Origin of the sequence: Selenomonas timonae, from assembly GCF_014250475.1 — a bacterium.
GTDB lineage: Bacteria > Bacillota > Negativicutes > Selenomonadales > Selenomonadaceae > Centipeda > Centipeda timonae.
The window spans coordinates 1,803,382-1,829,864 of the sequence record NZ_CP060204.1 but is presented as its reverse complement, the minus strand read 5'-3'; the positions used below and the strand labels follow the sequence as shown (position 1 = coordinate 1,829,864).

General features: G+C 56.8%; 25 protein-coding genes and 4 tRNA genes. All 29 read right to left on the bottom strand.

What is annotated here, in order from left to right; genetic code table 11:
• Positions 1-885 (bottom strand): diacylglycerol/lipid kinase family protein, encoded by an 885-nt coding sequence (locus H1B31_RS08815; protein WP_009440229.1) that lies wholly within the window; start codon positions 883-885, stop codon positions 1-3.
• The gene (locus H1B31_RS08810; RefSeq protein WP_185980040.1) at positions 882-2,537 is read right to left on the bottom strand and encodes a putative polysaccharide biosynthesis protein; all 1,656 of its coding nucleotides are present in this window, start codon (positions 2,535-2,537) and stop codon (positions 882-884) included. Before H1B31_RS08810 ends, H1B31_RS08815 begins: the two co-directional genes overlap by 4 nt.
• 131 nt (positions 2,538-2,668) lie before the next feature.
• On the bottom strand, positions 2,669-3,988 hold the full coding sequence (gene hemL / locus H1B31_RS08805) for a glutamate-1-semialdehyde 2,1-aminomutase (RefSeq protein WP_185980039.1): 1,320 nt from the start codon (positions 3,986-3,988) through the stop codon (positions 2,669-2,671).
• A gap of 10 nt (positions 3,989-3,998) precedes the next feature.
• Positions 3,999-4,970, bottom strand: coding sequence for a porphobilinogen synthase (hemB, locus tag H1B31_RS08800; protein WP_185980038.1), 972 nt, complete (start codon positions 4,968-4,970; stop codon positions 3,999-4,001).
• The gene (gene cobA, locus H1B31_RS08795) at positions 4,967-6,484 is read right to left on the bottom strand and encodes a uroporphyrinogen-III C-methyltransferase (RefSeq protein ID WP_185980037.1); all 1,518 of its coding nucleotides are present in this window, start codon (positions 6,482-6,484) and stop codon (positions 4,967-4,969) included. Before cobA ends, hemB begins: the two co-directional genes overlap by 4 nt.
• Complete coding sequence (hemC, locus tag H1B31_RS08790; protein WP_185980036.1) at positions 6,481-7,416, bottom strand: hydroxymethylbilane synthase; 936 nt, start codon at positions 7,414-7,416, stop codon at positions 6,481-6,483. The genes cobA and hemC overlap by 4 nt, the downstream gene beginning before the upstream one ends.
• On the bottom strand, positions 7,376-8,695 hold the full coding sequence (hemA, locus tag H1B31_RS08785) for a glutamyl-tRNA reductase (RefSeq protein ID WP_037345826.1): 1,320 nt from the start codon (positions 8,693-8,695) through the stop codon (positions 7,376-7,378). Before hemA ends, hemC begins: the two co-directional genes overlap by 41 nt.
• A complete protein-coding gene (locus tag H1B31_RS08780) occupies positions 8,640-9,311 on the bottom strand; it encodes a precorrin-2 dehydrogenase/sirohydrochlorin ferrochelatase family protein (RefSeq protein ID WP_185980035.1) in 672 nt (223 codons plus the stop codon). The genes hemA and H1B31_RS08780 overlap by 56 nt, the downstream gene beginning before the upstream one ends.
• A gap of 116 nt (positions 9,312-9,427) precedes the next feature.
• The gene (gene surE, locus H1B31_RS08775; protein WP_009656633.1) at positions 9,428-10,189 is read right to left on the bottom strand and encodes a 5'/3'-nucleotidase SurE; all 762 of its coding nucleotides are present in this window, start codon (positions 10,187-10,189) and stop codon (positions 9,428-9,430) included.
• 80 nt (positions 10,190-10,269) lie between these two features.
• Positions 10,270-10,345, bottom strand: a tRNA-Lys gene (locus tag H1B31_RS08770).
• A gap of 153 nt (positions 10,346-10,498) precedes the next feature.
• Positions 10,499-11,449 (bottom strand): malate dehydrogenase, encoded by a 951-nt coding sequence (gene mdh, locus H1B31_RS08765; protein ID WP_009440238.1) that lies wholly within the window; start codon positions 11,447-11,449, stop codon positions 10,499-10,501.
• Positions 11,450-11,711: 262 nt separating this feature from the next.
• Positions 11,712-11,788, bottom strand: a tRNA-Met gene (locus H1B31_RS08760).
• 2 nt (positions 11,789-11,790) lie between these two features.
• Positions 11,791-11,876 (bottom strand) — tRNA-Tyr (locus H1B31_RS08755).
• A gap of 56 nt (positions 11,877-11,932) precedes the next feature.
• The gene (gene lysS, locus H1B31_RS08750; RefSeq protein ID WP_185980034.1) at positions 11,933-13,438 is read right to left on the bottom strand and encodes a lysine--tRNA ligase; all 1,506 of its coding nucleotides are present in this window, start codon (positions 13,436-13,438) and stop codon (positions 11,933-11,935) included.
• A gap of 11 nt (positions 13,439-13,449) precedes the next feature.
• Positions 13,450-13,920, bottom strand: a complete 471-nt coding sequence (gene greA, locus H1B31_RS08745; RefSeq protein WP_009440240.1) for a transcription elongation factor GreA — start codon at positions 13,918-13,920, stop codon at positions 13,450-13,452.
• A gap of 16 nt (positions 13,921-13,936) precedes the next feature.
• Complete coding sequence (locus H1B31_RS08740) at positions 13,937-14,233, bottom strand: GIY-YIG nuclease family protein (RefSeq protein WP_009440241.1); 297 nt, start codon at positions 14,231-14,233, stop codon at positions 13,937-13,939.
• Positions 14,230-14,838: a peptidylprolyl isomerase gene (locus H1B31_RS08735; RefSeq protein WP_009440242.1), complete on the bottom strand. Its 609-nt coding sequence runs from the start codon at positions 14,836-14,838 to the stop codon at positions 14,230-14,232. Before H1B31_RS08735 ends, H1B31_RS08740 begins: the two co-directional genes overlap by 4 nt.
• 35 nt (positions 14,839-14,873) lie before the next feature.
• Positions 14,874-15,578: an MBL fold metallo-hydrolase gene (locus H1B31_RS08730; RefSeq protein ID WP_185980033.1), complete on the bottom strand. Its 705-nt coding sequence runs from the start codon at positions 15,576-15,578 to the stop codon at positions 14,874-14,876.
• A gap of 7 nt (positions 15,579-15,585) precedes the next feature.
• On the bottom strand, positions 15,586-16,506 hold the full coding sequence (locus H1B31_RS08725) for a YitT family protein (RefSeq protein WP_009440244.1): 921 nt from the start codon (positions 16,504-16,506) through the stop codon (positions 15,586-15,588).
• Positions 16,503-17,147, bottom strand: coding sequence for a hypothetical protein (locus H1B31_RS08720; RefSeq protein ID WP_185980032.1), 645 nt, complete (start codon positions 17,145-17,147; stop codon positions 16,503-16,505). The genes H1B31_RS08725 and H1B31_RS08720 overlap by 4 nt, the downstream gene beginning before the upstream one ends.
• A gap of 18 nt (positions 17,148-17,165) precedes the next feature.
• Positions 17,166-18,398, bottom strand: a complete 1,233-nt coding sequence (locus H1B31_RS08715) for an aminopeptidase (protein ID WP_185980031.1) — start codon at positions 18,396-18,398, stop codon at positions 17,166-17,168.
• A 1-nt stretch (position 18,399) separates the two neighbouring features.
• A complete protein-coding gene (dtd, locus tag H1B31_RS08710) occupies positions 18,400-18,843 on the bottom strand; it encodes a D-aminoacyl-tRNA deacylase (protein ID WP_185980030.1) in 444 nt (147 codons plus the stop codon).
• Between the two features lie 63 nt (positions 18,844-18,906).
• Positions 18,907-20,187: a M18 family aminopeptidase gene (locus tag H1B31_RS08705; RefSeq protein WP_185980029.1), complete on the bottom strand. Its 1,281-nt coding sequence runs from the start codon at positions 20,185-20,187 to the stop codon at positions 18,907-18,909.
• 69 nt (positions 20,188-20,256) lie between these two features.
• Positions 20,257-20,333 (bottom strand) — tRNA-Pro (locus tag H1B31_RS08700).
• Between the two features lie 45 nt (positions 20,334-20,378).
• Positions 20,379-21,092: an HAD family hydrolase gene (locus tag H1B31_RS08695; RefSeq protein WP_185980028.1), complete on the bottom strand. Its 714-nt coding sequence runs from the start codon at positions 21,090-21,092 to the stop codon at positions 20,379-20,381.
• A gap of 63 nt (positions 21,093-21,155) precedes the next feature.
• Entirely contained in the window at positions 21,156-23,591 is a 2,436-nt protein-coding gene (locus H1B31_RS08690; protein ID WP_185980027.1) for a DNA internalization-related competence protein ComEC/Rec2, read from the bottom strand.
• Positions 23,588-24,154 (bottom strand): helix-hairpin-helix domain-containing protein, encoded by a 567-nt coding sequence (locus tag H1B31_RS08685; protein WP_009440252.1) that lies wholly within the window; start codon positions 24,152-24,154, stop codon positions 23,588-23,590. Before H1B31_RS08685 ends, H1B31_RS08690 begins: the two co-directional genes overlap by 4 nt.
• A 41-nt stretch (positions 24,155-24,195) precedes the next feature.
• Entirely contained in the window at positions 24,196-24,990 is a 795-nt protein-coding gene (speD, locus tag H1B31_RS08680) for an adenosylmethionine decarboxylase (RefSeq protein WP_009440253.1), read from the bottom strand.
• A 92-nt stretch (positions 24,991-25,082) separates the two neighbouring features.
• Positions 25,083-26,423: a replication-associated recombination protein A gene (locus H1B31_RS08675; protein ID WP_185980026.1), complete on the bottom strand. Its 1,341-nt coding sequence runs from the start codon at positions 26,421-26,423 to the stop codon at positions 25,083-25,085.
• Positions 26,424-26,483: the final 60 nt, after the last annotated feature.

The window sequence follows — 26,483 nt, the reverse complement described above, 5'->3', positions numbered from 1 at the left end:
TCAGCAATAGACCGACAGTGCAAGCGGCAGCGTCCGCACGCGCAGCGGAAGCAGCGGTCCGTACTCCCCATCGATATCACTGCAGAGCTCTTCCTCTGTATGAATTTCAAAGGATTTTGCCCGAACGTGCAGGATGTTCTCGCGTTCCGTTACCGACTTTCCAGAAAACAGGTCTGCCGCAACAGACATAAACTGCGGCAGACCTGTTTTTTTGACGGCGAGAAGGTCGAGCATCCCGTCATCGATGGCAATGTCGTGCCCAATCTGCTTCATGCCTGCAACCACGGGACTGTTGGCAATGACGAAGAGAAATGCCTCCTCTTCGTATTGGACGCCATCTGCTGCAATGCGCAGACTGAACGAGCGCAGCCGCGGAATCTCGCCGATTCCCTTGAGATAGTATGCCACCTTGCCCAGTGCGTTCTTGTAGGTCGACTTCACCTCGTGGGCGATCCCTGTGAGCATGCCGGCACTCACGACATTGATGAAATACTGCCCGTGCCCTTCGAGCAGCCCCAGATCGACGCGGCGGGATTCGTCCGCAGCAATGCGCTCGACATAGGACTCCCAGTCTCCGTGAATGCCGAGATGTGTGGCAAAATCGTTCGATGTACCGCTGCCGAGAATGCCAAGCGGCACATCCGTATCCGATTCGAGCATCGCGTTCACCACGGCGTGCACCGTACCATCCCCGCCCGCAGCAAGCACACCTTCCGGACGGATATCACGAAGGAAGCGCCCGAGGTCGTCCTTCCCGCCTCCGCGCGTGCGGTAGGGCGTAAGGACGATTCCATGACGTTGGAACAGGTCGATGAGGAAGTCAATCTTCCCTTTGAAAAGCGCATGACCCGAAACGGGGTTGTAAATCAGCCCAAGTTTTTTCATGCCTTAAAAACTCCTATCCGCTGCAGGAAACGAATCCCGACCGTGCCGATCATCGGCAGACGGCGCAGATCATCCTCAATCAGTGCACGCAGGAGCAGCATTGCCGCGATATAAACCGCGCAGCCGAAGAAGACTGCGCCAAACGTAGAGATGGCAGCAATCCCCGACCATTCAAGCGTCCATGTGTAGAACAGATAGACTGCGCCCGCCATGATAGCAGCGGCACAGATGGTCTTGATGAGTTGCAGCAACTCAATTTGATAGCCAATGAAACGATAGATGAAGTAGAGGTTGATGAGCGCTGCAACGCCCATATCCGCCGCCGTCGCCCACGCCGCACCCATGATGCCAAGCCACGGGATCGCCGTGAGATGCCAGTTCAGAAAGACCTTTGCCGCAGCTGCAAGCAGCATATTCACCATTGGAATGGTCGGGTGTCCGAGCCCCTGTAGGATGCCTGTTGACACCTGATGCAGCCCGAGCAGGATGATGCTCACCGCCGAGATCATGACGGCGGGACCTGCACCGGGCGCATTGTAGATCAGGCTGGAAATCGGTGTTGCGAGTACGAAGACGATGACAAATGCCGGGAAACAGACAAAGTTCGAAATGCGCACAGATGCCGCCGTCTGATCGTAGACGCGCGCCCGATCGCCGAGCACGCGTGACTCGGAGATCGCGGGTACAATGCTCATCGCCATGGAGGCGGTCAGGATGGTTGCGAGATTGACGAGCGGCACCGCCATGCCGTTCAGATAGCCGAAGAGCTCCGTTGCCTCGCTGATGCTGTAGCCCGCTGCTTCGAGACGCTGTGGGACGATCATGAGGTCGAGATTCGATACGACGGGCAGCATGATGCTCGCCGCCGAAACGGGCAGGGACAGCTTGAAGATCCGCTTGATGATGGAGATGCGCGACTCGTATGCTGCCCCCGGCAGGGGCTTCAGCTCCGTGCCGTAGTCACGCGCAATATCGCGCTCGAGCTTGATGTGGAAGTAGACGAGTACAATGAGCCCCGTCACGGCTCCTGCAAGTGCACCAAGCGATGCACCCGCCGCTGCGTAGTCAAGACCCCACGGCATGAAAAGGCTCGCAAGGACAATCATCGTTACCACGCGGAAGATCTGCTCCACAATCTGCGACACCGCTGTCGGTGTCATGCGCTGCCAGCCTTGTAGATAGCCGCGTGAGCTCGCGAGCAGAGTCACGAAAAAGACCGTTGGTGCGAGTACCACCACAGCCTTATAGGCGCGCGCGTCACGAATCAGCTGCCAATCGATCAGCCAGTCCGCAGCCAGATAGGTCAGAATCGAAAAAAGAAGACCCGTCATGAGCATGAGCGCCATCGAGATGCGAAATACGCGCTTCGCGCCGTATATATCGTTCAGAGCCACGCGTTCCGCCGTAATGATGGAGATGGCAACAGGCACACCTGCCTGCGAAACTGTCATGGCAAAAAAATAAATGGGAAAAGCCATCTGATATAGACCTATTCCCTCACCGCCGAGGATGCGGGAAACGAAGATCCAGTTGAGTGAGCCGATGACCTTGACGACGAAACCTGCAATCGTCAGGACAAAGGTTCCCTTGAGGAAGGATTCTCCCTTGCTGCTTTTCCCTTCAGCAACATCTATCTCACGAATGAGAAACACCGCCTCAATACGATATTTTGAACAATAAACTACGATTGAATTATACCATATGCAACCCCATGGAGCAATCGGACTTTTCTCAAAACAAAACCTCCTGCACGTGTATAACGCACAGAAGGCTGATCGAAAAATTATCCACGCATTTTCTTTACCGCCACGAAACCTTTCTCAGCAGCAGCGATCGTCTGCGCAATATCCGCGTCCGTATGCGCGCCCGAGAGGAAGAGTGTCTCAAATTGTGAGGGCGCAAGGTAGATCCCCTCGTCCAGCATCGTCTCGAACCAGATGCGGAACGCCTCTTGGTCTGCCGCCTCCGCGTCTGCGTAGTCATAGACCTCGCGGTCGATGAAGAAGATGCCGAACATCGAACCCGCCTGATGCGCACAGATCGGCACGCCCGCATCCTTCGCCGCACGCTGCCATCCGAGCAGCAGCTCCTTCGTCTTGATCGTCAGCTCGCGGCTGTAGTCCGCCTTCCCCTCTTCCGGTTCTGCCGTGAGGATCTTCAGCGTCTCGATGCCCGCCGTCATTGCGAGCGGATTGCCCGAGAGTGTGCCCGCCTGATAGACGGGACCCGCCGGAGAAATGCGCTCCATAATCTCACGCCGCCCGCCGTATGCCGCAACGGGCAGTCCCCCGCCGATGATCTTGCCAAGGCAGGTGAGGTCGGGGCGGATGCCGTAGGCTGCCTGTGCACCGCCGAGGGATGCACGGAAGCCGCACATGACCTCATCGAAGATGAGCAGTGTGCCGTGCTTTTGCGTGAGTTCACGAAGCAGGGCAAGATAGCCCTGACGTGGCAGCACGAGTCCCATGTTGCCCGCAACCGGTTCGACGATGACTGCGGCGATGTGCTCACCTTCACGCTCCATGACGGAACGAATGGCATCTTCGTCATTGTACGGCACGGCAATCGTATCCGCCGCCGTGCCCGCCGTCACCCCAGGCGAACTCGGCACGCCGAACGTCGCCATCCCCGAGCCGGCGCTGACGAGCAGGCTGTCGCTGTGTCCGTGATAACATCCGATAAATTTTACAATCTTGTCGCGCCCCGTATAGCCGCGCGCAAGACGGAGCGCGCTCATCGTCGCCTCCGTCCCCGAGTTCACCATGCGGATGACCTCGATGGTTGGGTAGACTGACTGTACGAGCTTCGCCAGCTCCGTTTCGAGGAGGGTCGGCGCGCCGTAGCTTGTGCCGCGCGTCACAGCCTCCTGCAAGGCGCTCACCACCTGCGGATGTGCGTGACCGACGATCATCGGCCCCCATGACCCAACGTAGTCAATGTATTCGTTCCCGTCGATGTCGTGGATATGAGAACCCTCTGCGCGTGCGATAAAGAGCGGATTTCCGCCCACGTTCGCAAAGGAACGCACGGGGCTGTTCACCCCGCCCGGCATATATTCCTTTGCCTCGGCAAAGGCGGCCTTCGACTGCTTCGTATTCCGCATAAATATCTCCTTACGCACTCAGCCATGCGGCAGCGTCCATCGCATGATAGGTAATGATGATCTTCGCCCCCGCACGCTTCATACTCGTGAGCGTCTCCAGGACAATGCGCTGCTCATCAATCCAGCCGTTTGCTGCTGCGGCCTTCACCATCGCATACTCTCCGCTCACATTGTAGACCGCAATGGGACGATCCGTTACCTCGTAGACCTGACGCACAACATCGAGATAGGCGAGCGCAGGCTTCACCATGATGATGTCCGCCCCCTCCGCCATGTCCAGCGCAGCCTCCTTTAGCGCTTCACGCACATTCGCGGGATCCATCTGATACTGCCGCCGATCGCCAAAGGCGGGCGTGCTGTCCGCTGCATCACGGAAGGGTCCGTAGTAGCCGGAGGCGTACTTCACGGCATAGCTCATAATGCTCGTGTTGACATAGCCCTCTGCATCGAGTCCCGCGCGGATTGCCGCAACGCGCCCGTCCATCATGTCCGAGGGCGCAACGATGTCCGCGCCCGCACGCGCCTGACTGACTGCCGTCTTGACGAGGTGCGGCAGGGTTGCGTCATTATCTACATAGTGATCGTGCAGCTCACCGCAATGTCCGTGACTCGTATACTGGCAAAGACAGACATCCCCGACCACAAGCAGCTCCGGCACCGCCCCTTTGATCGCTGTGATTGCGCGCTGGACAGGGCTCGTCATATCCCATGCACTCGAGCCGATTTCATCCTTATATGCGGGCAGACCGAAGACCTCGACCGCAGGAATGCCGCGCGCCGCAATCTCACGCGCGAGACCTGCGACCTGATCCACGGAATAGTGGAAGCACCCCGGCATACTCGGAATCTCTTCCTTGATCTGCTCCCCCGGCACGACGAAGATCGGATAGACAAAATCGCGCGGCGAGAGCTCGGTTTCACGCACGAGATCACGCATCGCAGATGAGATACGCAAACGCCGCGGGCGCTGAGTCAGATTCATTGCACATACTCCTTTATCGCATTCACCAATCCGTCAATCGTATAGGCCTCTGCCACAATGTCAGGTTCGAGTGCAAAATTCCGCGCTGTATCCGCTGTAACAGGGCCGATGCAGGCAATCTTCACCTGCTGCAGGGGCGTGATATTGCCGAGCTGCTGTACGAGATTCTTGACTGTAGAGGAACTAGTAAAGGTGACAATGTCAATCTCGCTGCGCATCAGTCGCTCGGCGAGTTCCGAACCGCCGTCCAGTTCAGGCACTGTCTCATAGGCAGAGGCGACATCGACTGTCGCCCCATGCGCACGCAGCGACTCCGGCAGTACATCGCGCGCCTCCTGTGCGCGCGGCAAAAGGATGCGGGCACGCGGCGGCAGGATGTCCTTCAGTCCGTCCACGACCGCCTCCGCACGGAACTCGGCGGGCACGAGGTCGGCATGAATGCCATAGGAGCGCAGTGCCTCAGCCGTCGCCGAGCCAATGGCGGCGACCTTTGCATAGCCGAGCGCACGCGTGTCCTTTTCCGCATGAGCGAGCCGCGCAAAAAAATGCTCCACACCATTGACACTCGTAAAAATCACCCAATGATAGGAATGCAGTTCACCGATTGCATGATCGAGTGCTGCATAGGCATTGGCGGGCGGTGTAATGCGGATCACGGGCGTCTCGATGCAGGAAGCCCCAAGCGCCGTCAGCTTCTCTGTCAGCGCCGATGCCTGCGCGCGCGCACGCGTGACAAGGATGCGCTTCCCGTGGAGGGGGCGTATATCTGCACGATCAAACCAGCGCAGCTGCTCGCGGAGCCTTACCACATCGCCCACAATGAAGATCGCGGGCGGACGAATGCCGTCACGCTGCACCATTTCGGCAGCCTCTCCGACCGTCGTGACGAATGTCTCCTGATCTGCACGCGTCCCCCAGCGGATGATTGCCGCAGGGGTGTCGGCAGGACGGCCGTTGTTGATGAGATTCTTCGTGATGACGGGAAGGTTTGCAACCCCCATCAGAAAGACGAGGGTATCGACGCCTGTCGCAAGATGTTCCCAGCGAATATGGGATTCGGATTTGGTTGGATCTTCATGTCCTGTGATGACGGCAAAGGAGACGGCAACACCGCGATGCGTCACGGGAATCCCGGCATAGGCGGGGACGCTGATCGCGGAGGTCACGCCCGGCAACACTTCAAAGGGCACGCCGCGTTCCAAAAGCACGAGCGCCTCCTCGCCGCCCCGCCCGAACACAAATGGATCGCCACCCTTGAGACGCACGACCGTCTTACCCTCATCTGCCTTGTCGGCAAGCAGGACGTTGATGTCCTCCTGCCGCATCGTGTGCTTGCAGGACTGCTTCCCGACGTAGATGCGCTCTGCCCCATGTGGCACATGGGCAAGAATGCTCTCATCTGCCAGATGGTCATAGACCACAACATCCGCCTCTCTCAGGCAGTTCATTGCACCAACCGTCAAAAGGCGCGGATCGCCCGGACCCGCGCCGACAAGAAATACTTTTCCGCTCATACCGTAATACCTATCTCTTTCAAAATATCCCGACCGCCAACATCGAGCAGCTCCTCCGCCAGAGCAATGCCCAGCTTCTCCGCCGTATCTGTCGCCCCCATTGTGCGCGAACGGCAGACGCGCATGCCGTCCACCGATGCAATCATCGCCTCGACGTGGAGCATACTGCCCTCACCGACCTCGGCGTAGACACCAACGGGAATCTGACAGCCGCCCTCGACGCGCCGCAGGAAGGCACGTTCTGCCGTCGCCGCCGCCGTCATATGGGGGTCGCACAGGAAGTCGATGAGCTCCCGAACCTGCAGATCATCTGCGCGGCACTCGATTGCAAGCGCGCCCTGCCCGACAGCAGGGAGGATCATCGCACGCGGCAGGATTGTACGGATGCGCTCACCCAACCCGAGGCGTTTCAGCCCTGCCGCAGCAAGTACGATGGCATCGAACTCGCCTGCATCCAGCTTCGCCAGACGCGTATTGACGTTGCCGCGCAGATCGAGGATCGTGAGATCGGGGCGCACAGCGAGCAGCTGTGCCCGCCGGCGAAGGCTCGATGTGCCGACCCGCGCACCCTGTGGCAGCTCCTCAATTGCCTTGTAGCGCACGCTGACAAATGCGTCGCCCGCATCCAGACGTGCCGTAATCGCGCCGATCATGAGTCCCTCTGGAACCTCCGTTGGCATATCCTTGAGGCTGTGCACCGCGAGATCGATTTCCCCCGCGAGCATTGCCTGCTCAAGCTCCTTCGTAAAGAGTCCCTTGCCGCCGATCTTTGCGAGCGGTGCATCGAGAATGCGGTCGCCCTTTGTCGTCATCTTTTTGAGTTCGACGCGGCAGTCAGGATGCCGCTTTTCGATTTCTCCCGCAATGTATTCCGCCTGCCACAGTGCCAGCTTACTTGCCCGCGTACCGATAGTGATTGTGCCGCTGTTCACTTGTTCCCGTCTCTCCTATCGCATCCAATTTAAAGAGGGCGCGCATTGCCTCGATGTAGAACGCCTCATCCGCCGTGCCCGCCGAGGCGCGCAGCTTCATCATGGGAATGCGCAGAATCTTTCGGACAATCATGCGGCTCATATGCTCCACCTGCCGCCCCTCCTCCTCCGAAAGCTCGGGCAGCTTCGCACTCACGCGCTTGATCTCGCGCTCACGGATGCGTTCACAGCGTCCCGAGAGGAGTGCCATGAGCGGCTGGAAGGACAGATATTTGAAGCGTTCGAGAAGTGAGTCAACCTCCTCCTCCACGATTTTCTCCGCCTTGACCGCCTCTGCCTGACGCTCGCTGAGATGTTCGTCCACCACGGCTTCGAGTGCGTCGATATTATAGAGCTCGATGCCCTTGATGCCCGCAACATCGGGATCGACATCGCGCGGAACGGCAATGTCGATGAGAAAGATCTTGCGCCCCTGCCGCCGTGCCATCAGGCGGCGTGCCTCCCACGCCTTGATGACATAGTGCGGCGCGCCCGTCGAGGTGACCACCACGTCGACGCAGGTCGCATATTCCATCGCGCGATCGAAGGGAATTGCCTCCCCACCGATCCGCTCTGCAAGCTTTTCGGCGCGCTCAATGTGGCGGTTCGCAACGTAAATCAGCTCAATGCCGTGTGCGCGCAGATGCTCTGCCGTCAGCTCCGCCATCTTGCCCGCGCCGAAGATCAGCGCGGCACAGCCGCCAAGGCCGCCGAGAGAGGCGGCCGCCAGCTCCACCGCCGCATAGCTCACGGATACGGAGCGATACGCAATGCGCGTCTCCGTCCGCACGCGCTTGCCCGCTGCAATGGCGCGGTGAAAGAGCAGGTTCAGCACAGTGCTCGTCGCACCTGCCTCGCGGGCAATCGCATAGGCCTCCTTGACCTGCGAGAGGATCTGCCCCTCGCCGAGCACGAGCGAATCAAGGCTCGAGGCGACTCGGAACAGATGCCGAATCGCCTCTTCATCTGCGTAGTTGTAGAGATACTCGTCCAGATCATCCCCACCCTGCGCCAGATCGTTGAGGAACTGCCGCAGCGCCTGTCCGCCGCGCTCATGATCGTCCACGGAAGCATAGAGCTCCGTTCGGTTACACGTCGACAGGACGACCAGTCCGCTCAGACCGTCGTATTCGCCCAGACTCAGAAGTCCCGAACGCAGTTCCTCACGGGAAAATGATACACGCTCACGCACGTCTACCGGAGCCGTGCGATGATTTAGCCCCAATGTCAAGAGCTGCATGCCGTAACTCAACCTCCGCTTTCTCTAACTCTCCACAGCGAATCATATTCAAAATATCGGGACGCAGTGCCGTCCGCCAGAACTCCGTGCGCGCACTGCTCGTCGGAAGCTCCTCCTGCAACTTTGCGCGCAGAATCGCAGCACGCTCCAACCACATGCCAAACGAAGGCGGATAGAATTGCTCAAGCTCCATCCGTATCGCCCGCGCAAGCGCGGGACTCCCACCACCCGTCGATGCCGTCAGCAGGAAATCCCCGCGCCGCAGCATTGAGGGAACCTGGAACGACGAGGCATGCGGATCGTCGATGATATTCACGAGGCTTCCGCATGCGTTTGCCTCGGCGGCAATCTCCGCATTGATCGCGGGAGAATCCGTCGCCGCATAGACGAGGAATGCCCCTTCCAAGGAACCGCGTATATAGCGTTCATTTCTCCAATCAATGCGCTCATCTGCTGCGAACGCATGCAGTCGCTCTGTCATCTGCGGTGCAATCACGCGCACAGAGACGGAGGCGTCCGCAGCGAGCAGCCCCGCGACCTTGCGCTCGGCCACTGTGCCGCCTCCCACAACAATGATGAGCCGACCGCTTAGATCGAGATTCACGGGGTACAGCAAAGAGACACCTCCGAAATATGAATCCTATTCACGTTCGCTATTATACCGCAAATGGGCGCAAAAAAAAAGAGGAGAAGACGGAATCCCCTCTCTTTATAGTGATTATCAACGGGCAGTCAGCGCGTCTCGATAAGCCTGCCGCATTCCTCAAGCAACGGATAGTCCGTCATATCCATGCCGACGGGCGTTACGGAGATCAGCCCGTGCTCCACGGCATAGATGTCCGTGCCCGCGCCCTTATCCGTATCGGACACCTCGCCCGCCACCCGGTAGTGCACGCGTCCGTTCTCCTCAATGCGCTCGAACGCATTAATATAGTCACGCCCACCCTGCCTGCAGAAGACGAAATGAGGCTGTCCGTCCGCAAGTTCCTTCGGAAAATTGATATTGAGCAGAAACGGCTTTTCCATCACTGCCAGCACATCTTCCATAAAGCCTTCAAAATATGCCGCCGCTTCCGCATAGGAAATGCTGCTCCCCTCGACCAAGGAGAGTGCAAAGGACGGAATGCCGTGAAAAAGCCCCTCGAAAGCGGCGCCGACCGTGCCCGAGTAGATCACATCGGTGCCGAGGTTCGAGCCGTGGTTGATCCCGGAGAGCACGACGTCCGGCGTTTCCTCCGCAATCGCGTCCAGATAGAGCTTTGCACAGTCCGTCGGCGTCCCATCGATCGCCCATGCCCGAATGTCATGCGTGCAATCGAAGCGCTCATCGGCGCGCACCTCGATTGCACGCCCGATCGTCAGTGCGTGAGATGTCCCGCTCTGCTGATGCATCGGTGCGGCAACGGTCACAGTATGACGCTGCGCCAGATGACGCGCGAGCGTCCGTATCCCCTCCGCCGCAATGCCGTCGTCATTCAGTATCAGGATATTCACAAGCACGCCTCCTATACACGAAAAGCAGGTTGGCATACCAACCTGCTTTTCCAAAAACCGCCAAGCGGATGAAATACACATGGTGACCCACCACGGAATCGAACCGTGAACCTACTGATTAAGAGTCAGTTGCTCTGCCAGTTGAGCTAGTGAGTCATATACGCTCCATGAGCGCATAGCCATTATAGTGGAAATATACAGGGAATGTCAAGGGGCAATATCGTATTTGTGCAGAAACAAGCCTTTCATAGGAAAAAGGTCTTTGCAGACCGGCTGCAAAGACCTTTTATGGATTTGTTCAAAAGCGATTTACTTCAGCGCATCGCCGAGCTGTGCGTTGACCTCGCGTGCTGCCTGGACGCTCTCCTCGAACTTCGCCTTCTCCTCGCCCTCGAGCTTGACATCGACGACCTTCTCAAAGCCGCCCTTGCCGAGCACGATGGGAACGCCGACGCAGAGTTCCTTCTCGCCGTACTCGCCCTCGAGGTAGACACAGCAGGGGATGACCTTCTTCGCATCCAGCGCGATCGCCTCGACGAGCGTTGCTGCCGATGCACCCGGTGCATACCATGCGGACGTACCGAGGAGACCCGTCAGCGTTGCGCCGCCGACCTTCGTCTTCTGGACGACGTCTGCGAGCACTTCCTTCGAGAGGAGCTGGGTCACAGGGATACCGCGGAGCGTTGCAATGCTGACGAGAGGAACCATCGTCTTGTCATTGTGCCCGCCGATGACCATGCCGTCCACATCGCTCGGGGTTGCGGGATGTCCTGCGGCGTTGAGCGCCTCGGAGAGATAGTAACGGAAACGGCTGCTGTCGAGCATGCCGCCCATGCCGATGACGCGGTTGCGCGGCAGTCCCGTCGACTTCAGCGCGAGATAGGTCATCGCATCCATCGGGTTGGAAATGATGATGAAGATTGCGTTCGGGGAGTGCTTGAGCGCCTGCTCCACGACGCTCTTGACGATCTTTGCGTTGACGCCGACGAGTTCCTCGCGTGTCATGCCCGGCTTACGCGGCAGACCGGAGGTAACAACCACAACGTCGGAGTTCGCCGTAGCAGCATAGTCGTTCGTAACACCCTTGACCGTCGTGTCAAAGTTCAGGGCATGCGAGCACTGCATCATGTCCATCGCCTTGCCCTCGGAGACGCCCTCTTTGATATCGATGAGGACGACTTCCTGTGCAAACTTCTTGAGCGCGACGACGTTTGCTACGGTTGCGCCTACGTTACCTGCACCAACAACAGTTACCTTCATAGTATTTCCTCCTTAAAAACTCTCCTGTCACCCATCCCTAGCAATAAGTGACACGATTCGGAACAGGGTATACCAATAGTTCATAACTATGGAATCATTATAACATTCTCGTTCAGAAAAATCAATTACTTATTTAGGAGAATTATTCAAACTTTCGTGGAAAAAGACATTCTTTTCACCCAGCATACATTTCTCCCGAATTCTCTCGTACACACGAAAAAACTCAGCCGATTATTTTCATCGACTGAGTTCGATTGTCATATGGTGGCGGCACAGAGATTTGAACTCCGGACACTGCGGGTATGAACCGCATGCTCTAGCCAACTGAGCTATGCCGCCGGTGGTGGGCAGGGATGGATTCGAACCATCGTAATCCGAAGATGACAGATTTACAGTCTGTTGCCTTTAACCACTCGGCCACCTACCCATGAACCTTGACAAGTATATGCGATGATGCGCTCGCTTGTCAAGGTGTTTTGCAAATTATTCTGCGAGCGGCTTCATCGTCGGGAAGAGCAGGACATCGCGGATCGATGCGCTGTCCGTCAGAAGCATGACGAGGCGGTCGACACCGATGCCGAGTCCGCCTGTCGGCGGGAGTCCGTACTCGAGTGCCGTGATGAAATCCCGATCCATGACATGCGCCTCGGCATCCCCTGCCTCACGCTGCTCGAGCTGCTCCATGAAGCGCTGCTCCTGATCGATCGGATCGTTCAGCTCCGTGAAGCCGTTCGCGAGTTCGCGGCCGTAGACGAAGAACTCGAAGCGATCCGTGATGCGCGGATCGTCGGCATTGCGCTTTGCCAGCGGCGAGATCTCGGTCGGATGCCCCGTGATGAAGGTCGGCTGCATCAGCGACTCCTCCACCTTTTCCTCAAATGCGGCGTTGAGAATGCCGCCAATGCCGTGCCGCTCCTCGAAGGGAACGCCAATCTCACGCGCCATTGCACGCGCCTCCTCGACGGTCTCACAGGAGAGGAAGTCCTTCCCCGTCGCCTCGCGGACTGCATCGTTCATGCTAATCGTGCGGACGTTGTTCAGGTCGATATCGACGCCCTGATACGTGATCTGCGTGGTGCCGAGCACATCCTCTGCCGCCTGACGAACAATCCCCTCCGTGATTGCCATGAGGTCGCGGTGGTCGGCAAATGCCTGATAGATCTCGATGGAGGTGAACTCCGGATTGTGCCGTACGTCCATGCCCTCGTTGCGGAAGATCCGCCCCATCTCATAGACGCGGTCGAGCCCCCCGACAATGAGCCGCTTGAGACTCAGTTCAGTTGCGATGCGGAGATAGAGGTCGATGTCGAGAGCGTTGTGATGCGTGATGAAGGGACGTGCCGCAGCGCCGCCCGCGAGCGTTGAGAGTACGGGCGTCTCAACCTCGAGATAGTCCCGCTCGTCCAGATAGCGGCGGATGGACTGAATGATCTTCGTGCGCTTGCGGAAGGTCTCACGCACCTCATGATTGACCATGAGATCGAGATAGCGCTGACGATAGCGCGTATCCACGTCCTTGAGGCCGTGGAACTTCTCGGGCAGGGGGCGCAGCGACTTCGAGAGTAGGTCAAAGTCCTCGACGCGCACGGTAATCTCACCGCGCCGCGTCTTGAAGACCACGCCGCGAATCCCGATGATGTCGCCGATGTCAAGACGCTTGAACTCCTCTTTGTACTTGCGTTCGCCGAGGACATCCATCTTGAAATACACCTGTATGTTCCCCGTGCGGTCATTGAGGGTCGAGAAGGAAGCCTTGCCATGTCCGCGTATCGCCATCAGACGTCCCGCAATGCGAACTTCCTTCCCCTCTTCGTCTTCCGCCAGATAGTCATAGCGCTCCTTGAGATCGGCAGCATAGTCCGTGACCTCGAAGCGATGACCAAATGGAGCAACCCCCATCGCGCGGAATGCGTCCATCTTTTCACGGCGGACGCGCATCATCTCATTGAGATCCTGCTCTGTCGCCTGATTTTCTCTTTCTTCAGCCATCCTTGCCTCTCTTACTTCTTAATGTCCATGATCTTGTACTGAATGATGCCCGCCGGTGCATTGACACTGACCACATGGTCGATGTTCTGCCCAAGCAGCGCCATGCCGAGCGGAGACTCGTTCGAGATCTTCCCCTCGTCGGGATCCGCCTCCGTCGAGCCGACGATGAGGAAGGTCTCCTCCTCATCGAATTCCAGATCCTTCACAGTCACGCGGCTGCCCATCGTAACAGTCTTGCCGTCGCCCGCCTGGATGATGTCGGAGTTGCGGATCTTCGTCTCGAGCTCCTGAATCTCGCCCTCGAGAAATGCCTGCTCATTCTTTGCGTCATCGTATTCCGAGTTCTCGGAGAGATCGCCGAGGGCAATCGCCGCCTTGAGGCGTTCGGCGACCTCGATCCGACGGACGCTCTTGAGATAGTTGAGCTTTTCAACGAGCTTGTTGTAGCCGTCCTCGGTCAGCATGACCTTCTTCTCTGTCATGAAATAATCCCCTTTATTATAGTTTTCCTGTATTGACCGCTTCGATCAGCGCTCTTGTCTGCGCATCGTCCTGTCCTGCACGAATGAGCGAGAGGCGCTCCGTTCGGCGCAGCTTCTTGAACTGACACTCCCTGCTCTGCGCTTCCTCTTTCGTGGCAAATGCCTCGGCGTAGGCGAGGCGGACAGGTCTGCGCCCGCGCGTGTACTTCGCACCATGCCCTTCATTGTGTGCGTGCAGACGCTTCTGCAGGTCGTTCGTCCAACCTGCATAGATGCTGTCATCCGCACACAATAAAAGATATGCGTAGTTCATTTCGCGTCTTTGATCGTAATCTTCTCAATCACGACATCGTGCACGGGACGATCGCCATAACCGGTCTGCGTGTGGCCGATGTCGCGCACGACGTCCATGCCCTCGACGACCTTGCCGAAGACAGCATGATGGTTGTCGAGCCACGGCGTTGCGGCAAGCGTGATGAAGAACTGACTGCCGCCCGTATTCGGACCTGCATTTGCCATCGAGAGAATACCCTCGTCGTCATGCTTCAGCGCGGGATCGAACTCATCGGGAATCGTGTAGCCGGGGCCGCCCGTCCCGTTGCCCTTCGGATCGCCGCCCTGAATCATAAAGCCGTCAATGACGCGGTGGAAGATCAGTCCGTCATAGAAGCCCTTTTCCACGAGGTCGATGAAGTTCTTCGTCGTAATGGGTGCCTTGTCCTCGAAGAGCTCCACCTCGAAGGTCCCCTTGTTTGTCGTAAATTCTGCAATGCGATTTGCCACAGCTCTGTTCTCTCCTTTATTCTGATCCAAAAGCATATTGAATGACATCCCTGCACTCCCGCTGTGCGCCGCAAACAATACAGCGATGACCGCGACGGCAATGCCGAGTGTCAAGAGATAAAATTTCTTCCCCATTCTACCGAAAGCCCTCCTATATTTCAATACATATTTCAAAAAGAATGCCGCTCGCCCGCCGTCTGCGGTGACCAGACGGGAATCCCACGCCCCTCCTCGAAGAAATCCGCAGATGGCTGCCACGCAGGATAGCCGACGGAGTGCATCGTGACGAGCGCCTTCGGATGCGTCTCGGCGCAGAATACCTTTGCACCGCGCTCCATCGAGGGACCGAGACGCCCGTCCACGGGGAAGAAGGCAAGGTCGAAGGAGCGGCCTGCAAGGCGCTTCATCTGCTTGCGAAATGCATTCTCTGCGAGTTTTCGGTTCTCGCTCGTGTCCCCCGTCCAATCCCACCAGTTGAAGTCACCGGCGTGGAAGAGCGCCTTTCCATTCACCTCGACGAGGAAAGATGTCCCCTCGTCCGTCGAGGAAAAGGATGTGACTGCAATACGGTCGTCCTTCCACGTATCATAGACGCCGATCCAGCTCGTCAGTTCCGGCGGCATGAGTGCAGCGCCCCCGTGGGCACGAATATCCTTGCTCAAGAGATAACGCGTCGCCTTGGCAGAAAAGCGTGTGATATTCGGATTGAAGTGGTCAAAATGCGCATGAGAGGCGAAGAAGTACAGCCGCTCGTAGCGTTCGTGTTCCAAGGCCTGCGGCAGCACGCCTGCAGGATCGTCAAATGCGTCGAAGACCAGCAGCACATCGTCCACGCGGACAAGAAATCCGCTGTTCAGCAAATAAGTTACTTCCATATAAATATCATCTCCTCTCCTTCTCGTCCTCATAATTATTATCCGATGCCGAGGCATCGTTCTGATTGATGCGCCCGAAGCCGCGACCCATAACCTCGTTTGCAGACATGATGATGACGAAGGCATGGGGATCGACATTGTGCACGATAAACTTCAGCTTGCCGACCTGCGTCGTACCGACTGCAACGAAGACGACGTTACGCTCACGGCGTGTGTACGCTCCCTGTCCATGCAGGAACGTGACACCGCGATGCATTTGGTCGATGATGCTCTCTGCAATCTCCCTGTGCTTATCCGAGATGATGAGCACCGCCTTGCGGTGGTTGAAGCCCGCGACGATCTTATCCACAACTGTCGCATTGATGAACATATAGATGAGCGTAAACATCGCGGGTGCCATGCCGAACAGGAACGCTGCAATGAGCATAATCAGGCAGTTCATCGAGAAGAGGACGCCGCCCATATGCAGATCATAGTATTTCCGCACGATGGCGGCAAGGATGTCGAAACCGCCCGTGCTGCCGTTCATACGGAAGACAAGACCGTAACCGAGCCCCGCAAACACACCGCCGTAGACGGTTGTGAGCATCATGTCGGTCACAGGCGCGTAAGCATTGAGCGGCCGTGTAAAGTCGAGAAAGAAGGAGAAGATCGCTGTGCCGATGATGATGTCGATCGTATATGCCTTTCCCATCAGCTTCCACGCCATGAAGAGCAGCGGGATATTATAAAGGAAGGTCTGCAGTCCGATCGGCAGCCCGAAGAGGTAGTAGACGATCATCGCGATACCCGTCGCACCGCCCGTCAGGAGATGCGCCGGAATCAGGAAGAGGTTGATTGCACAGCTTGCGATCAGGCAGCCGAGCGTAATTCCGGCATAGCGCATGACGCGGTGCCCGAGTACGCGCATGTGCAGATCATGTGTCATTTGACATATCCTCCGAGCTTCACACGATCATTGTTCGGCAGCTCCGACACGTCGATCTCCTTGGAGGCAATGAACGCATGGTTCTGATCGAACTCCGTAAGGGATTCATCGTCCAAGAGCGCCAACGCATCGGCTTCCTCCTCGCTGATGGGGAGCATGGTTATGCGCGCCGAGAGCAGCGCCTTGTTCTCCGCATCCAGATTCAGGATCAGACGCGTATGCGCCTGTGTCGGGTGGGAGAAGATATAGCAGGTGTAGCCGTCCAGAAATTGGCGCTGTGCCTTTCCATAGACCTTCACAAGATAGCTGCTCGTCGAGCCGTAGTGCACATCCTTGCGCAGACGATATTTCTCGCCGATCAAATTGATGTCCACAATCTTGCCGTTCACCGCCGAGGTGGACACAACAAGGTCTCCGTAGGTGAGCGTCCTGAGCGGAATCCCCCAGACGGCGAGCACATTCTCGTCATCGGGCGCGCCCCATTTGCTGCGCAGCGCTTCCTCGGAATCCCCCAGCGCAATCCCCTGATAGGAAAAGTCCTCCGTCGTGATTTTCCCCGCCGCCTCTCCATATGAGAGGCTCGCGAGAACGAAGAAGAGACTCATAAAGAAAAGTGTACTGTAGCGAAAATATCTCTGCATATGCTCCATCTCACAAAATCAAAAGGCAAAGTTGCCGTGCTCCATGATCGTGACCGTCTCACCGGAGCGTTTTCGACCGACGACTGTAAGATCAGCTGTGCCGATCATAAAGTCCTCATGCACGAGGGAGTGATTTACATCGTGTTTACGCAGTTCATCTTCTGTCATGTTTTCGCCGTTCTCAATGCAGGTTGGATATGCCTTCCCAAGTGCAAGGTGGCAAGAGGCGTTCTCATCGAACAGCGTATTGTAGAAGAGAATCCCGCTCTGCGAGATCGGCGAATCATGCGGCACCAGTGCCACTTCACCCAGATAGGAAGCTCCCTCGTCCGTTTCCAAGAGCTCCTTTAGATGTTCACGCCCCCGCTGCGCACGATAATCGACAACCCTCCCGTCACGGAACGTGAGGCTGAAATCCTCAATCAGGTTGCCGTTGTAGTGGAGCGGCTTCGATGCAAATACAGTGCCGTTGACACCCGTGCGCTTTGGCATTGTATATACTTCCTCCGTCGGTATGTTTGCCGCAAAGAGTGTCCCCGCCGCCGAGCGCTCCGCACCGCCCATCCAGATATGCCCCTCGGGCAGGGCAATGCGCAGATCCGTGCCGAGTCCATTGCGATAGTGAAGTTCCGTGAAGGCGTGTGCATTGAGAAAGGCCGTCCGCTGCTGCAGGCGCTCGATATGCGCATGCCACGCAGATATCGGGTTCTCCGTCTCGGAAATGCGCGCGGCGCTCAGAATCGCCGCCCAGAGTTTTTCGACCGCCTCCTCGGGGGAACAGTCGGGGAACACCTTGCGCGCCCATGCCGTTGTAGGTACAGAGGCCACACACCACGTGTTTTTATTGCTCATCAGGCGCGCACGGTAGTCCATGAGTGCCTTTCCCGCAGCCATGCTCGCATCTGTGAGGCGCTTCGGATCAACATCCGAAAAGATATCGGGATTCGACGCCGCAATCGAGATGAATGCGGCATTGCGCTCGGCATGATCCTCATAGAACGCCTTGCGCCATGCGGGGAATTCACGGAACCGCTCCGCCTTCGCCTGTCGGAAGCGGATGTGGGCGAATTCTTCGTCGTTCCAGTTGACGGCAACATCATATGCCCCGGCCGCATAGGCTTCCTCCGCCAGTGCGTGCACGAAGTCCGCGCAGGAGATCGGCGCATGGATGACAAGCGGCTGATCTTCCTGTAGGTTGACGCCGACGCGAATGACGAGTGCAGCGTATTTTTGGAGTATCTCTGTATTCATCCTATACCTCATTCGTATCGAAGAGGAGTGTCACGGGACCGTCGTTGAGCGAATACACCTGCATATCCGCGCCGAACTCCCCGCGCTCAACATGCACATCACGCGCTTCGAGCTGCGCCATGAACTCCTCATACAGAGGGATGGCGATCTCTGGCTTTGCCGCCTTCGAGAACCCCGGCCGTCGCTTTTTGAGATCGGCAAACAGCGTGAACTGCGAGATGACAAGAACGGAGCCGTTTACCTCGGCAAGCGCGCGGTTCATCTTCCCCGCCTCATCGGAAAACACGCGCAGATGCACGATTTTCTCCGCGAGATGTGTTGCATCCTCCGCTGTATCCTCCGGCGCTATGCCGAGTAGGATCAGATAGCCCGTCTCGATCTGACCGCAGATTTTTCCCTCGATTTTAACAGACGCTTCTTTGACTCGTGTGACTACAGCGCGCAAGAAATCCTCTCCTTCTATGTTCAATGTGCCCTATTATAGCACGCTTCTGCACAGATGTCTTTCCTAGACAGAGAAAAAAGAGCGAATCAGACGTGTGAGCGCCATCTGGTCTGTCGTCCCCATCGTCTCGCGTGCGGAGTGCATGCCGAGGATCGGTGCGCCGATGTCCATCGTGCGCATCGGGATCTGCGTTGACAGAATCGAGCCAAGCGTCGCACCGCCCGGCGCATCCGAATGATTTGTAAAGACCTGATACGGGATATCATCCCGCTCACAGAGTCCTGCGACAACGGCAAACGCCTCGGGATCTCCGGCATAGGACTGATTGGATGCGACCTTTAGGACAACACCGCCGCCGAGCAGGGGGTGATTCGTCGGATCGGCTTTTTCGGGCGCATTCGGATGAAGTGCGTGGGCAACGTCTACCGACAGACAGAAGCCTTCGAGAATCTTTGCAAGATATTCCCTGCGCTCAAGTCCGATCACATCGTAGACATGCTCCAATATCATGGCGAGTGCCGTCGATCCCGCTCCCTGCTTCGTGCGGCTCCCCACCTCCTCATTATCGAAGAATGCCGCGACGCGTATGCCGTCCCCGTCAAAATCTCGGAGAGCATCAAGGCACGCCTTGACCGAGGAGAGATTGTCCAGACGCGGCGATGAGAGGAAGACATCCTCACAGCCCAGAAGACACCCCTGCTCATACGGATAGGCATTCAGGTCATAGGAGAGGATATTCTCTGCCTGAACATCCAGCTCCTCAGCGAGCAGATTCAGCAGTTTTTGCGCATCATCCTCGCCCTCTCCATCACTTTGGAAAAGGAGCGGCAGCAGATCCTTCTGCGGTTTCAGCTCAACGCCCTCGTTCACCTTTCGGTTCATGTGAATCGCGAGATTCGGCACAATCATGAGCGGACGGCGAAAATCCACGAGCCGCAGCGTTGGCGCGAATACGTCATTGCTGCGCAGGGCGACCGCGCCCGCCAGAGAGAGCGGGCGATCCATCCACGTATTGCGGATCATCCCACCGTATACCTCGGCGTTCAGCTTGCCGTAACCATGCTCCTTGAGCACGGGATTCGGCTTCACGCGCAGACAAGGAAAGTCCGTATGCGCGCACGCAATGCGCAGAGGTCCGCGCGGGTTCTCACCGATCGAGATGATGAGCGTGCCCGTGTTATAGAGCGGGAAATAATAGCACTGCCGCGCGCGTATGCCCTCTGCTCCAAACAGGGGTACAGCCGGCAACGCACCGTTGCTCTGCTCTACCACATGATACGGGGATGTCGACCGATTGATAAATGAAATCAAATCCTCGGCACAGCTTTTTTCCTCAAATGTCATGGCTTCCTCACAATCCGTCATAAATAGAAAAAGACCCGCCCATCGGCTGGTCTTTATATGTTGCATAGATGGTCGGGATGACAGGATTCGAACCTGCGGCCTCATCGTCCCGAACGATGCGCGCTACCAAACTGTGCCACATCCCGACAACGATATGTATTCTATCAATTTTTCACGCAAAAAGCAAGCATTTATTTTCTAAGATATTCCTTGAGCACGGCGGCGAGTTCCTCCTCCGTATGCACCTCGGCATTCGGACGGATATTACTGTTCTCAGGAATGGAACGACGACGGTGGTTGAACCAGACGGACTGCCAGCCCGCCTGCTGTGCGCCGACCATGTCCAGATCGAAGGCATCGCCCACATAGATCAGATGCTCCGGTGCGAGGTGCAGACGGTGCTCCATCTCGCGGAAGATGCGCACGTCCGGCTTGCGGAACGGAAGGTCGCCCGAGACAATGATATGCTCCTCCGGCACCCATGGAGAGACGTTGAGGGAGCGCAGCTTATTCCGCTGATGGCGGGATTCCCCGTTCGTAATGATGCCGATGGCGGCGCGGCTGTGCAGCGCATCAAGCAGATCCTGCATCACGGGCGAGAGACAGATGCGGTACTGCAGATCCATATAGAGCCGCTGAAACGCCAATGCCTCTTCATCCGTCACATCGATGTCATAATCGCGCAACATCATGCGCACGCGATAGATATAGAGCTCCTCCATCGTCATTTTGCCGGTCTGCGAATCCACAAAGCGATCATCGCTGTGTCGGCGAAACGCCAAAAAGAGTTCCTGCACGGGCAAATCATACCGCTCCCCGCAGAGTTCCCGATAGGCACCGAGGAATGGTTGTAACATATCATAGAGTGTGTCATCGACATCAAATACTACACCGCGTATATCCATAATATCCTCATTCCGTATACATAACATCGCTTTTATTATAAAGGAAAGAAAAGACCGGCGCAATCAGTCGCGCAAAAATTTCTCTGCCGCATATGTGCTGACCGATAGGTGCGTCCCGTCCGTGCGAAAGACAATGGCACCGTCCCGATCGGTACGCAATGTCTTTGCCCCCATCCGCTCATATCGCTCCACAACAGAGGGACGCGGATGCCCGAAGGAATTATCTGCGCCCACACAGTAAACAGCATAGAGAGGATGTGATGCCTCCACAAAATCTGCGCAGCTGGATGTATCAGAGCCGTGATGCGGCACCTTGAGCACCGTCGTATGCAGATCAATGCCGCGCGCAATCATTTTCTCCTCGTGCTCCGCGACAAGGTCACCCGTGAAGAGAAAGCTCGCATTCCCGTAGCGGACGCGGTAGACATTTGAGACCTCATTGCCTGTTGCGTGCTCCACCGTCTCGTATGCTGGCGCATAGAGAACATCAACCGTCACCCCATCCACGGTGATGGACTGCCCTTCCTCTGCCCTGCTCAGCTTCATGAGCAGAGGACTGCCGTCGCCGACCCGCATGCTGCGCGCATATGCCGCTGTTCCCTCATCGGCAGTGTAGACATGTTTGACCGGCATACGAGTGAGAATGGCACCGGCACCCGCCGCATGATCCTCATGTGCGTGCGAGAGGAAGATATAGTCGAGCGCATGGATGCCATAATGGCGCAGATACGGCAGATCGACGCGCGCGCCGATGTCAAATGCTCCGTCACGCGTCCCGCCCGTATCAAAGAGCATCGCATGACCGTGCGGGGTCACAACGAGGGCGGCATCCCCCTGCCCGACATCGATAAAATGAACCTCCACCTCGTCGGGACGCATCATCTGCCACGAAAATAAAGCAGCAACAGTAAAAATCGAAACAATTATAAAAAATCTTCGAAACGGTTGAATCAATAAAACGAAACAACCCCGTTTTTCCTTTGGGAGAACCAACATCACGAGAAGCAGATAGTAGAAAAGTGCAGCCAACACCCCCATCGAGGGCAGCCAAATTTGCGAAAGCGGCAGAACCGCAAGCATCCGCGTCATCTCAAAGGTAATCCCAAGGAGCAGACTGTCCAAGGCAAAGACGATCTTGCCGAGAACGGGCACAAGAACCGCTGCAATGCCGCCGCCAAGACCGAGGATGATGATGAGATCGACAATAGGAACGACAACGAGATTGGAGAGCAAAGCGGACAGAGAAATTTGGTTGAAGTGCCACGCGAGAATCGGCAGGGTTGCCAGCTGTGCCCCCATCGTGATGGAGAAGCTTGCTGCAATCAGGCGCGGCAGCCGTTCCATCTTCTCCATCAGAAGAGGCGCGAGAAAGAGCAGCCCCGCCGTCGCCAAGAAGGACAGCTGAAAGCTGATGTGAAAGACGAGGAGCGGAGAGACGAGCAGCATGAGAAGCCCTGTCAATACGAGCAGGTATTGTGCATCGCGCTCCCGACCGAGAATGAGTCCGAGAAAGGCAACACCTCCCATGATGCCGGAACGCACAGCTGGCGGGACAAGTCCCGCGAGAACCACATATACGAGAATGGCAAGGATGACTGCCACCGCAGAAATCCCGCGCGGCAGACGAAGGAAGAGTGCCAGCCACGCAATGACGGCTGCAAGCAGGCTGATATGCGAGCCGGAGACGGAGAGGATGTGTACGATGCCTGTGACGGTAAACACCTCGAGCAGCTCAGTCCGTATCCCCTCATAGCCGCCGAAGAGCATCGCAAAGATCGCGGCGGCATCCGTGCGCGGCATCACCTCCGTCATGCGGTCGAGATAATGTGCGCGCACATTTGCAGCCCAGCGCATAAATGCCTGCGCATAGGTCGGATTTTCATTGTTTTCAACGGAGAGATCACCTTTTTTTGCAAAGAGGGTCGCCGTAATCCCGTCGACGTGCAGCAAAAAGCGCGTATCGAGCTGCCCCGGATTCTGATAGCTCTGCGGGCGGTGAACTTTTCCCTCTGCTGCAATGCGGTCACCGATTTGCCCGAGATGTTCCTCCTCCACGCCGTCACTGCGCATATAGACATAGAGCTTCCCGCTGATTGGCTCTTCCATTTCCCCCTGCACAATGCTTTCTGCGGCAACCGTATATCGTATATGCTGAATTCCGTCCGCATCCGTCCGAATGCGCGGTGCATCTGTGATCGTCCCCCTGACGCGCACGCTCTCCCCCGCCCTGTGTGAAATATCCTGCGACGGAAGCTCGTACGCGGCGGCAAAGCGAAAGATGCCCAACATGAAAAAAAGCCCCACAAAGGCAATCCATGTTCTCTCACTTTGTTTCAGAACAAGGATGCCGGAGGCTAGAGCAGCAGCCAGTAAAAGCGCTGCCATATATGAAAAATATGCGGTGAACGAAATATGCATCCACGCACTGCATACACTTCCGAGGATGTATGACGCAAGGAGCCCACAGAGGAACGAGAGCTGATACTGCCCCGTCTTCATATCGTTACCTTATCTTTCAGCTTTTCAAATTTGGCATTGCCAATGCCGCGCACCTGCTTTACATCTTCGATATTTTGAAAGTCGCCGTGCTCCTCACGATATTCGATGATGCGTGCGGACATGGCGGGACCGATGCCGGGGAGTTCCTGCAGCTCCTTTTCCGTCGCCGTATTGAGATTGATCTGCCCCTCTGCATTTTTTCCTGTACCTGCGGATTTGGAACGCTCCTCCGCGCCCCCGATGCGCAGTGGAACGCGCACCTGCATGCCGTCCTCCAAGAGCGCAGCCATATTGATGTGGTCGATGTCTGCCGTCTCGATCACGCCGCCGACCGCATTCACGGCGTCGGCAACGCGCTGTCCCTCGGTCAGTGTCACCAGACCCGGCTTTTTTACCTCACCGCACACATATACGGTGACGGTGCGCTTTGCCTCGGCCTGCTCGATCACCGCCGGATCGAGGGCTATTGTCTGCTGCTCCCGATAGTATCCGTACATTGTTCCCCCAAGTACCGCAAGTGCGAGAACAAGGAGAATGAGGAGAGACTTCTTGAACATGGGCATATGACCAGCTCCCTCAAAACACGGTCAATACGAGCGAAACATCAATAGACATTCCGACCGCTGAAGATCTCGATCATCTCACGGCGCAGACTCGTGCTGATGAGCAGGCGTGTCTTCGGCGGAATCTCATCGACATCCGTATTGAAGAGATAGTTCTGCAGCTGCGGCTCCTTGATGAGCATGCGCGTGTGAAACAGGCTTGCCTGATAGAGGTTGATATCCACGGCGTCGTACTCGTCGAGCGTCTCCTGCTTGATAAACTCCTGAATGGAGGTCATCTTGCTGTCCACAAAGAGCTTGCGCCCCTGCAGATCACGCGTAAAGCCGCGCACACGGTAATCCATCGTAATGATATCCGAGTCGAACTGACTGATGAGATAGTCGAGCGTTTGCAGCGGCGTGATCTCCCCGCAGGTCGCCACATCGATATCCACGCGAAAGGTAGCAATACTGGTGTCGGGATGGAACTCGGGATAGGTGTGCACCGTCACATGACTCTTGTCGAGATGTGCAAGGATGGTCTCCGGCACAGGCTCCTTTGCATTCACGGGCTTCTTGCTGCCGGAGACAACGGCTGCCTCCTCTGCAATCAGCATCGTGACGCTTGCCCCCTGCGGATCGTAGTCCTGCTTGGCAATGTTGAGAATCCGTGCGCCGATCATATCTGTGACCTGCGATAGAATCTTCGTGAGACGATCGGAGTTATATTGCTCGTCAATGTATTTGATATAATCCCGCTGTTCACGCGCAGATTTCGCATAGCAAATATCATAGATATTGAAGCTCAACGCCTTGGTGAGGTTGTTAAACCCGTATAATTTCAGCTTCCCATCCAACGCCGGAGTTCCTTCCTTTCTCTCAGAGACGAAATATATTCGTCAGACGAACTATTTATTATTATTTATTACATATTTTTGGCTATTTTTATTTATTTATCCGATTTGTTTCTTGGTGGATGATTTTTCTTCCAGTTTTTGATCCAATCCAACCGCTCGCGAAAGCGCCCCTCCATCCCCTGCTCCGTCGGATGATAGTAGGCCTTTCCGACGAGCGCATCCGGCAGGCACTGCATATTCGTAATATGCTCCTCCGTGTCATGTGCGTACTGATAGCCCTTGCCATAGTCGAGCTCCTTCATGAGCTTGGTCGGCGCATTCCGAATAACGAGCGGTACAGGCTCTGCGAGCATTGTACGCGCGTCTGCGGCGGCGGCGAGATACGCTGTTTCCATCGCGTTCGATTTCGGCGCGAGCGAGAGGTAGATGACAGCCTCCGTCAGATGGACGTTGCACTCGGGAAAACCGATGTAGTGGCACGCCTGATAGGCTGCAACAGCGATCTCGAGTGCGCGTGGATCGGCAAGCCCCACGTCCTCTGCGGCAAAGCGCGTCACGCGCCGTGCGACGTAGAGCGGATCCTCCCCCGCCTCGAGCATGCGCGCGAGCCAGTAGACGGCTGCATCCGGATCGGAGTTGCGCATGGACTTGTGCAGGGCGGAGATAAGGTTGTAATGCTCCTCCCCGCTCTTATCGTAGAGGAGGGATTTCCGCGAAATGCACTGTGCGAGGTTCTCCTCGGTCACATAGATCTCGCCGTCCCGCTCATCCGCATTCATCACGAGCATCTCAAGCGTCGAGAGCGCACTCCGTGCATCGCCGTTTGCAAAGGCAGCAACAGCCGCGAGACCTTCCTCTGATAGATGGACGTGCAGATCGCGCAGCCCGCGCTCCGCGGAGAGGGCGTGACGGAGGAGGCGCGCGATGTCATCCATCGTCAGACCTTGCAGGACAAAGACGCGACAGCGCGACAGGAGAGCACTGTTGATCTCGAACGAGGGATTCTCTGTTGTCGCCCCTATCAGGACGATGCTCCCCTTCTCCACAAACGGGAGAAATGCATCCTGTTGTGCCTTGTTGAAGCGATGGATCTCATCGACAAAGACGATGATGCGCTCCCCGTAGATGCGGCGGCGATCCGCCTCCTGCATGACTGTGCGGATGTCCTTGATACCGCTCGTCACGGCAGAGAAGTTGATGAATTTCGCCTGCGTCCGAGCGGCGATGATGCGGGCAAGCGTCGTCTTGCCAACGCCGGGCGGCCCCCAGAAGATCATGGAGGTGATATGGTCGCTCTCGATGAGGCGGCGCAGTATTTTCCCCTTGCCGAGGAGGTGTTCCTGCCCGACGAATTCTTCGAGTGTCTGCGGACGCAGACGCTCGGCAAGCGGTTGGTATGCGGCGCGCTCAAAGAGACCGCCCTGCCCATCCATGCTGATGCTCACCTCCCATGTGCAGATTATGTCACAATGGATTATCTCATAAAATGCAAA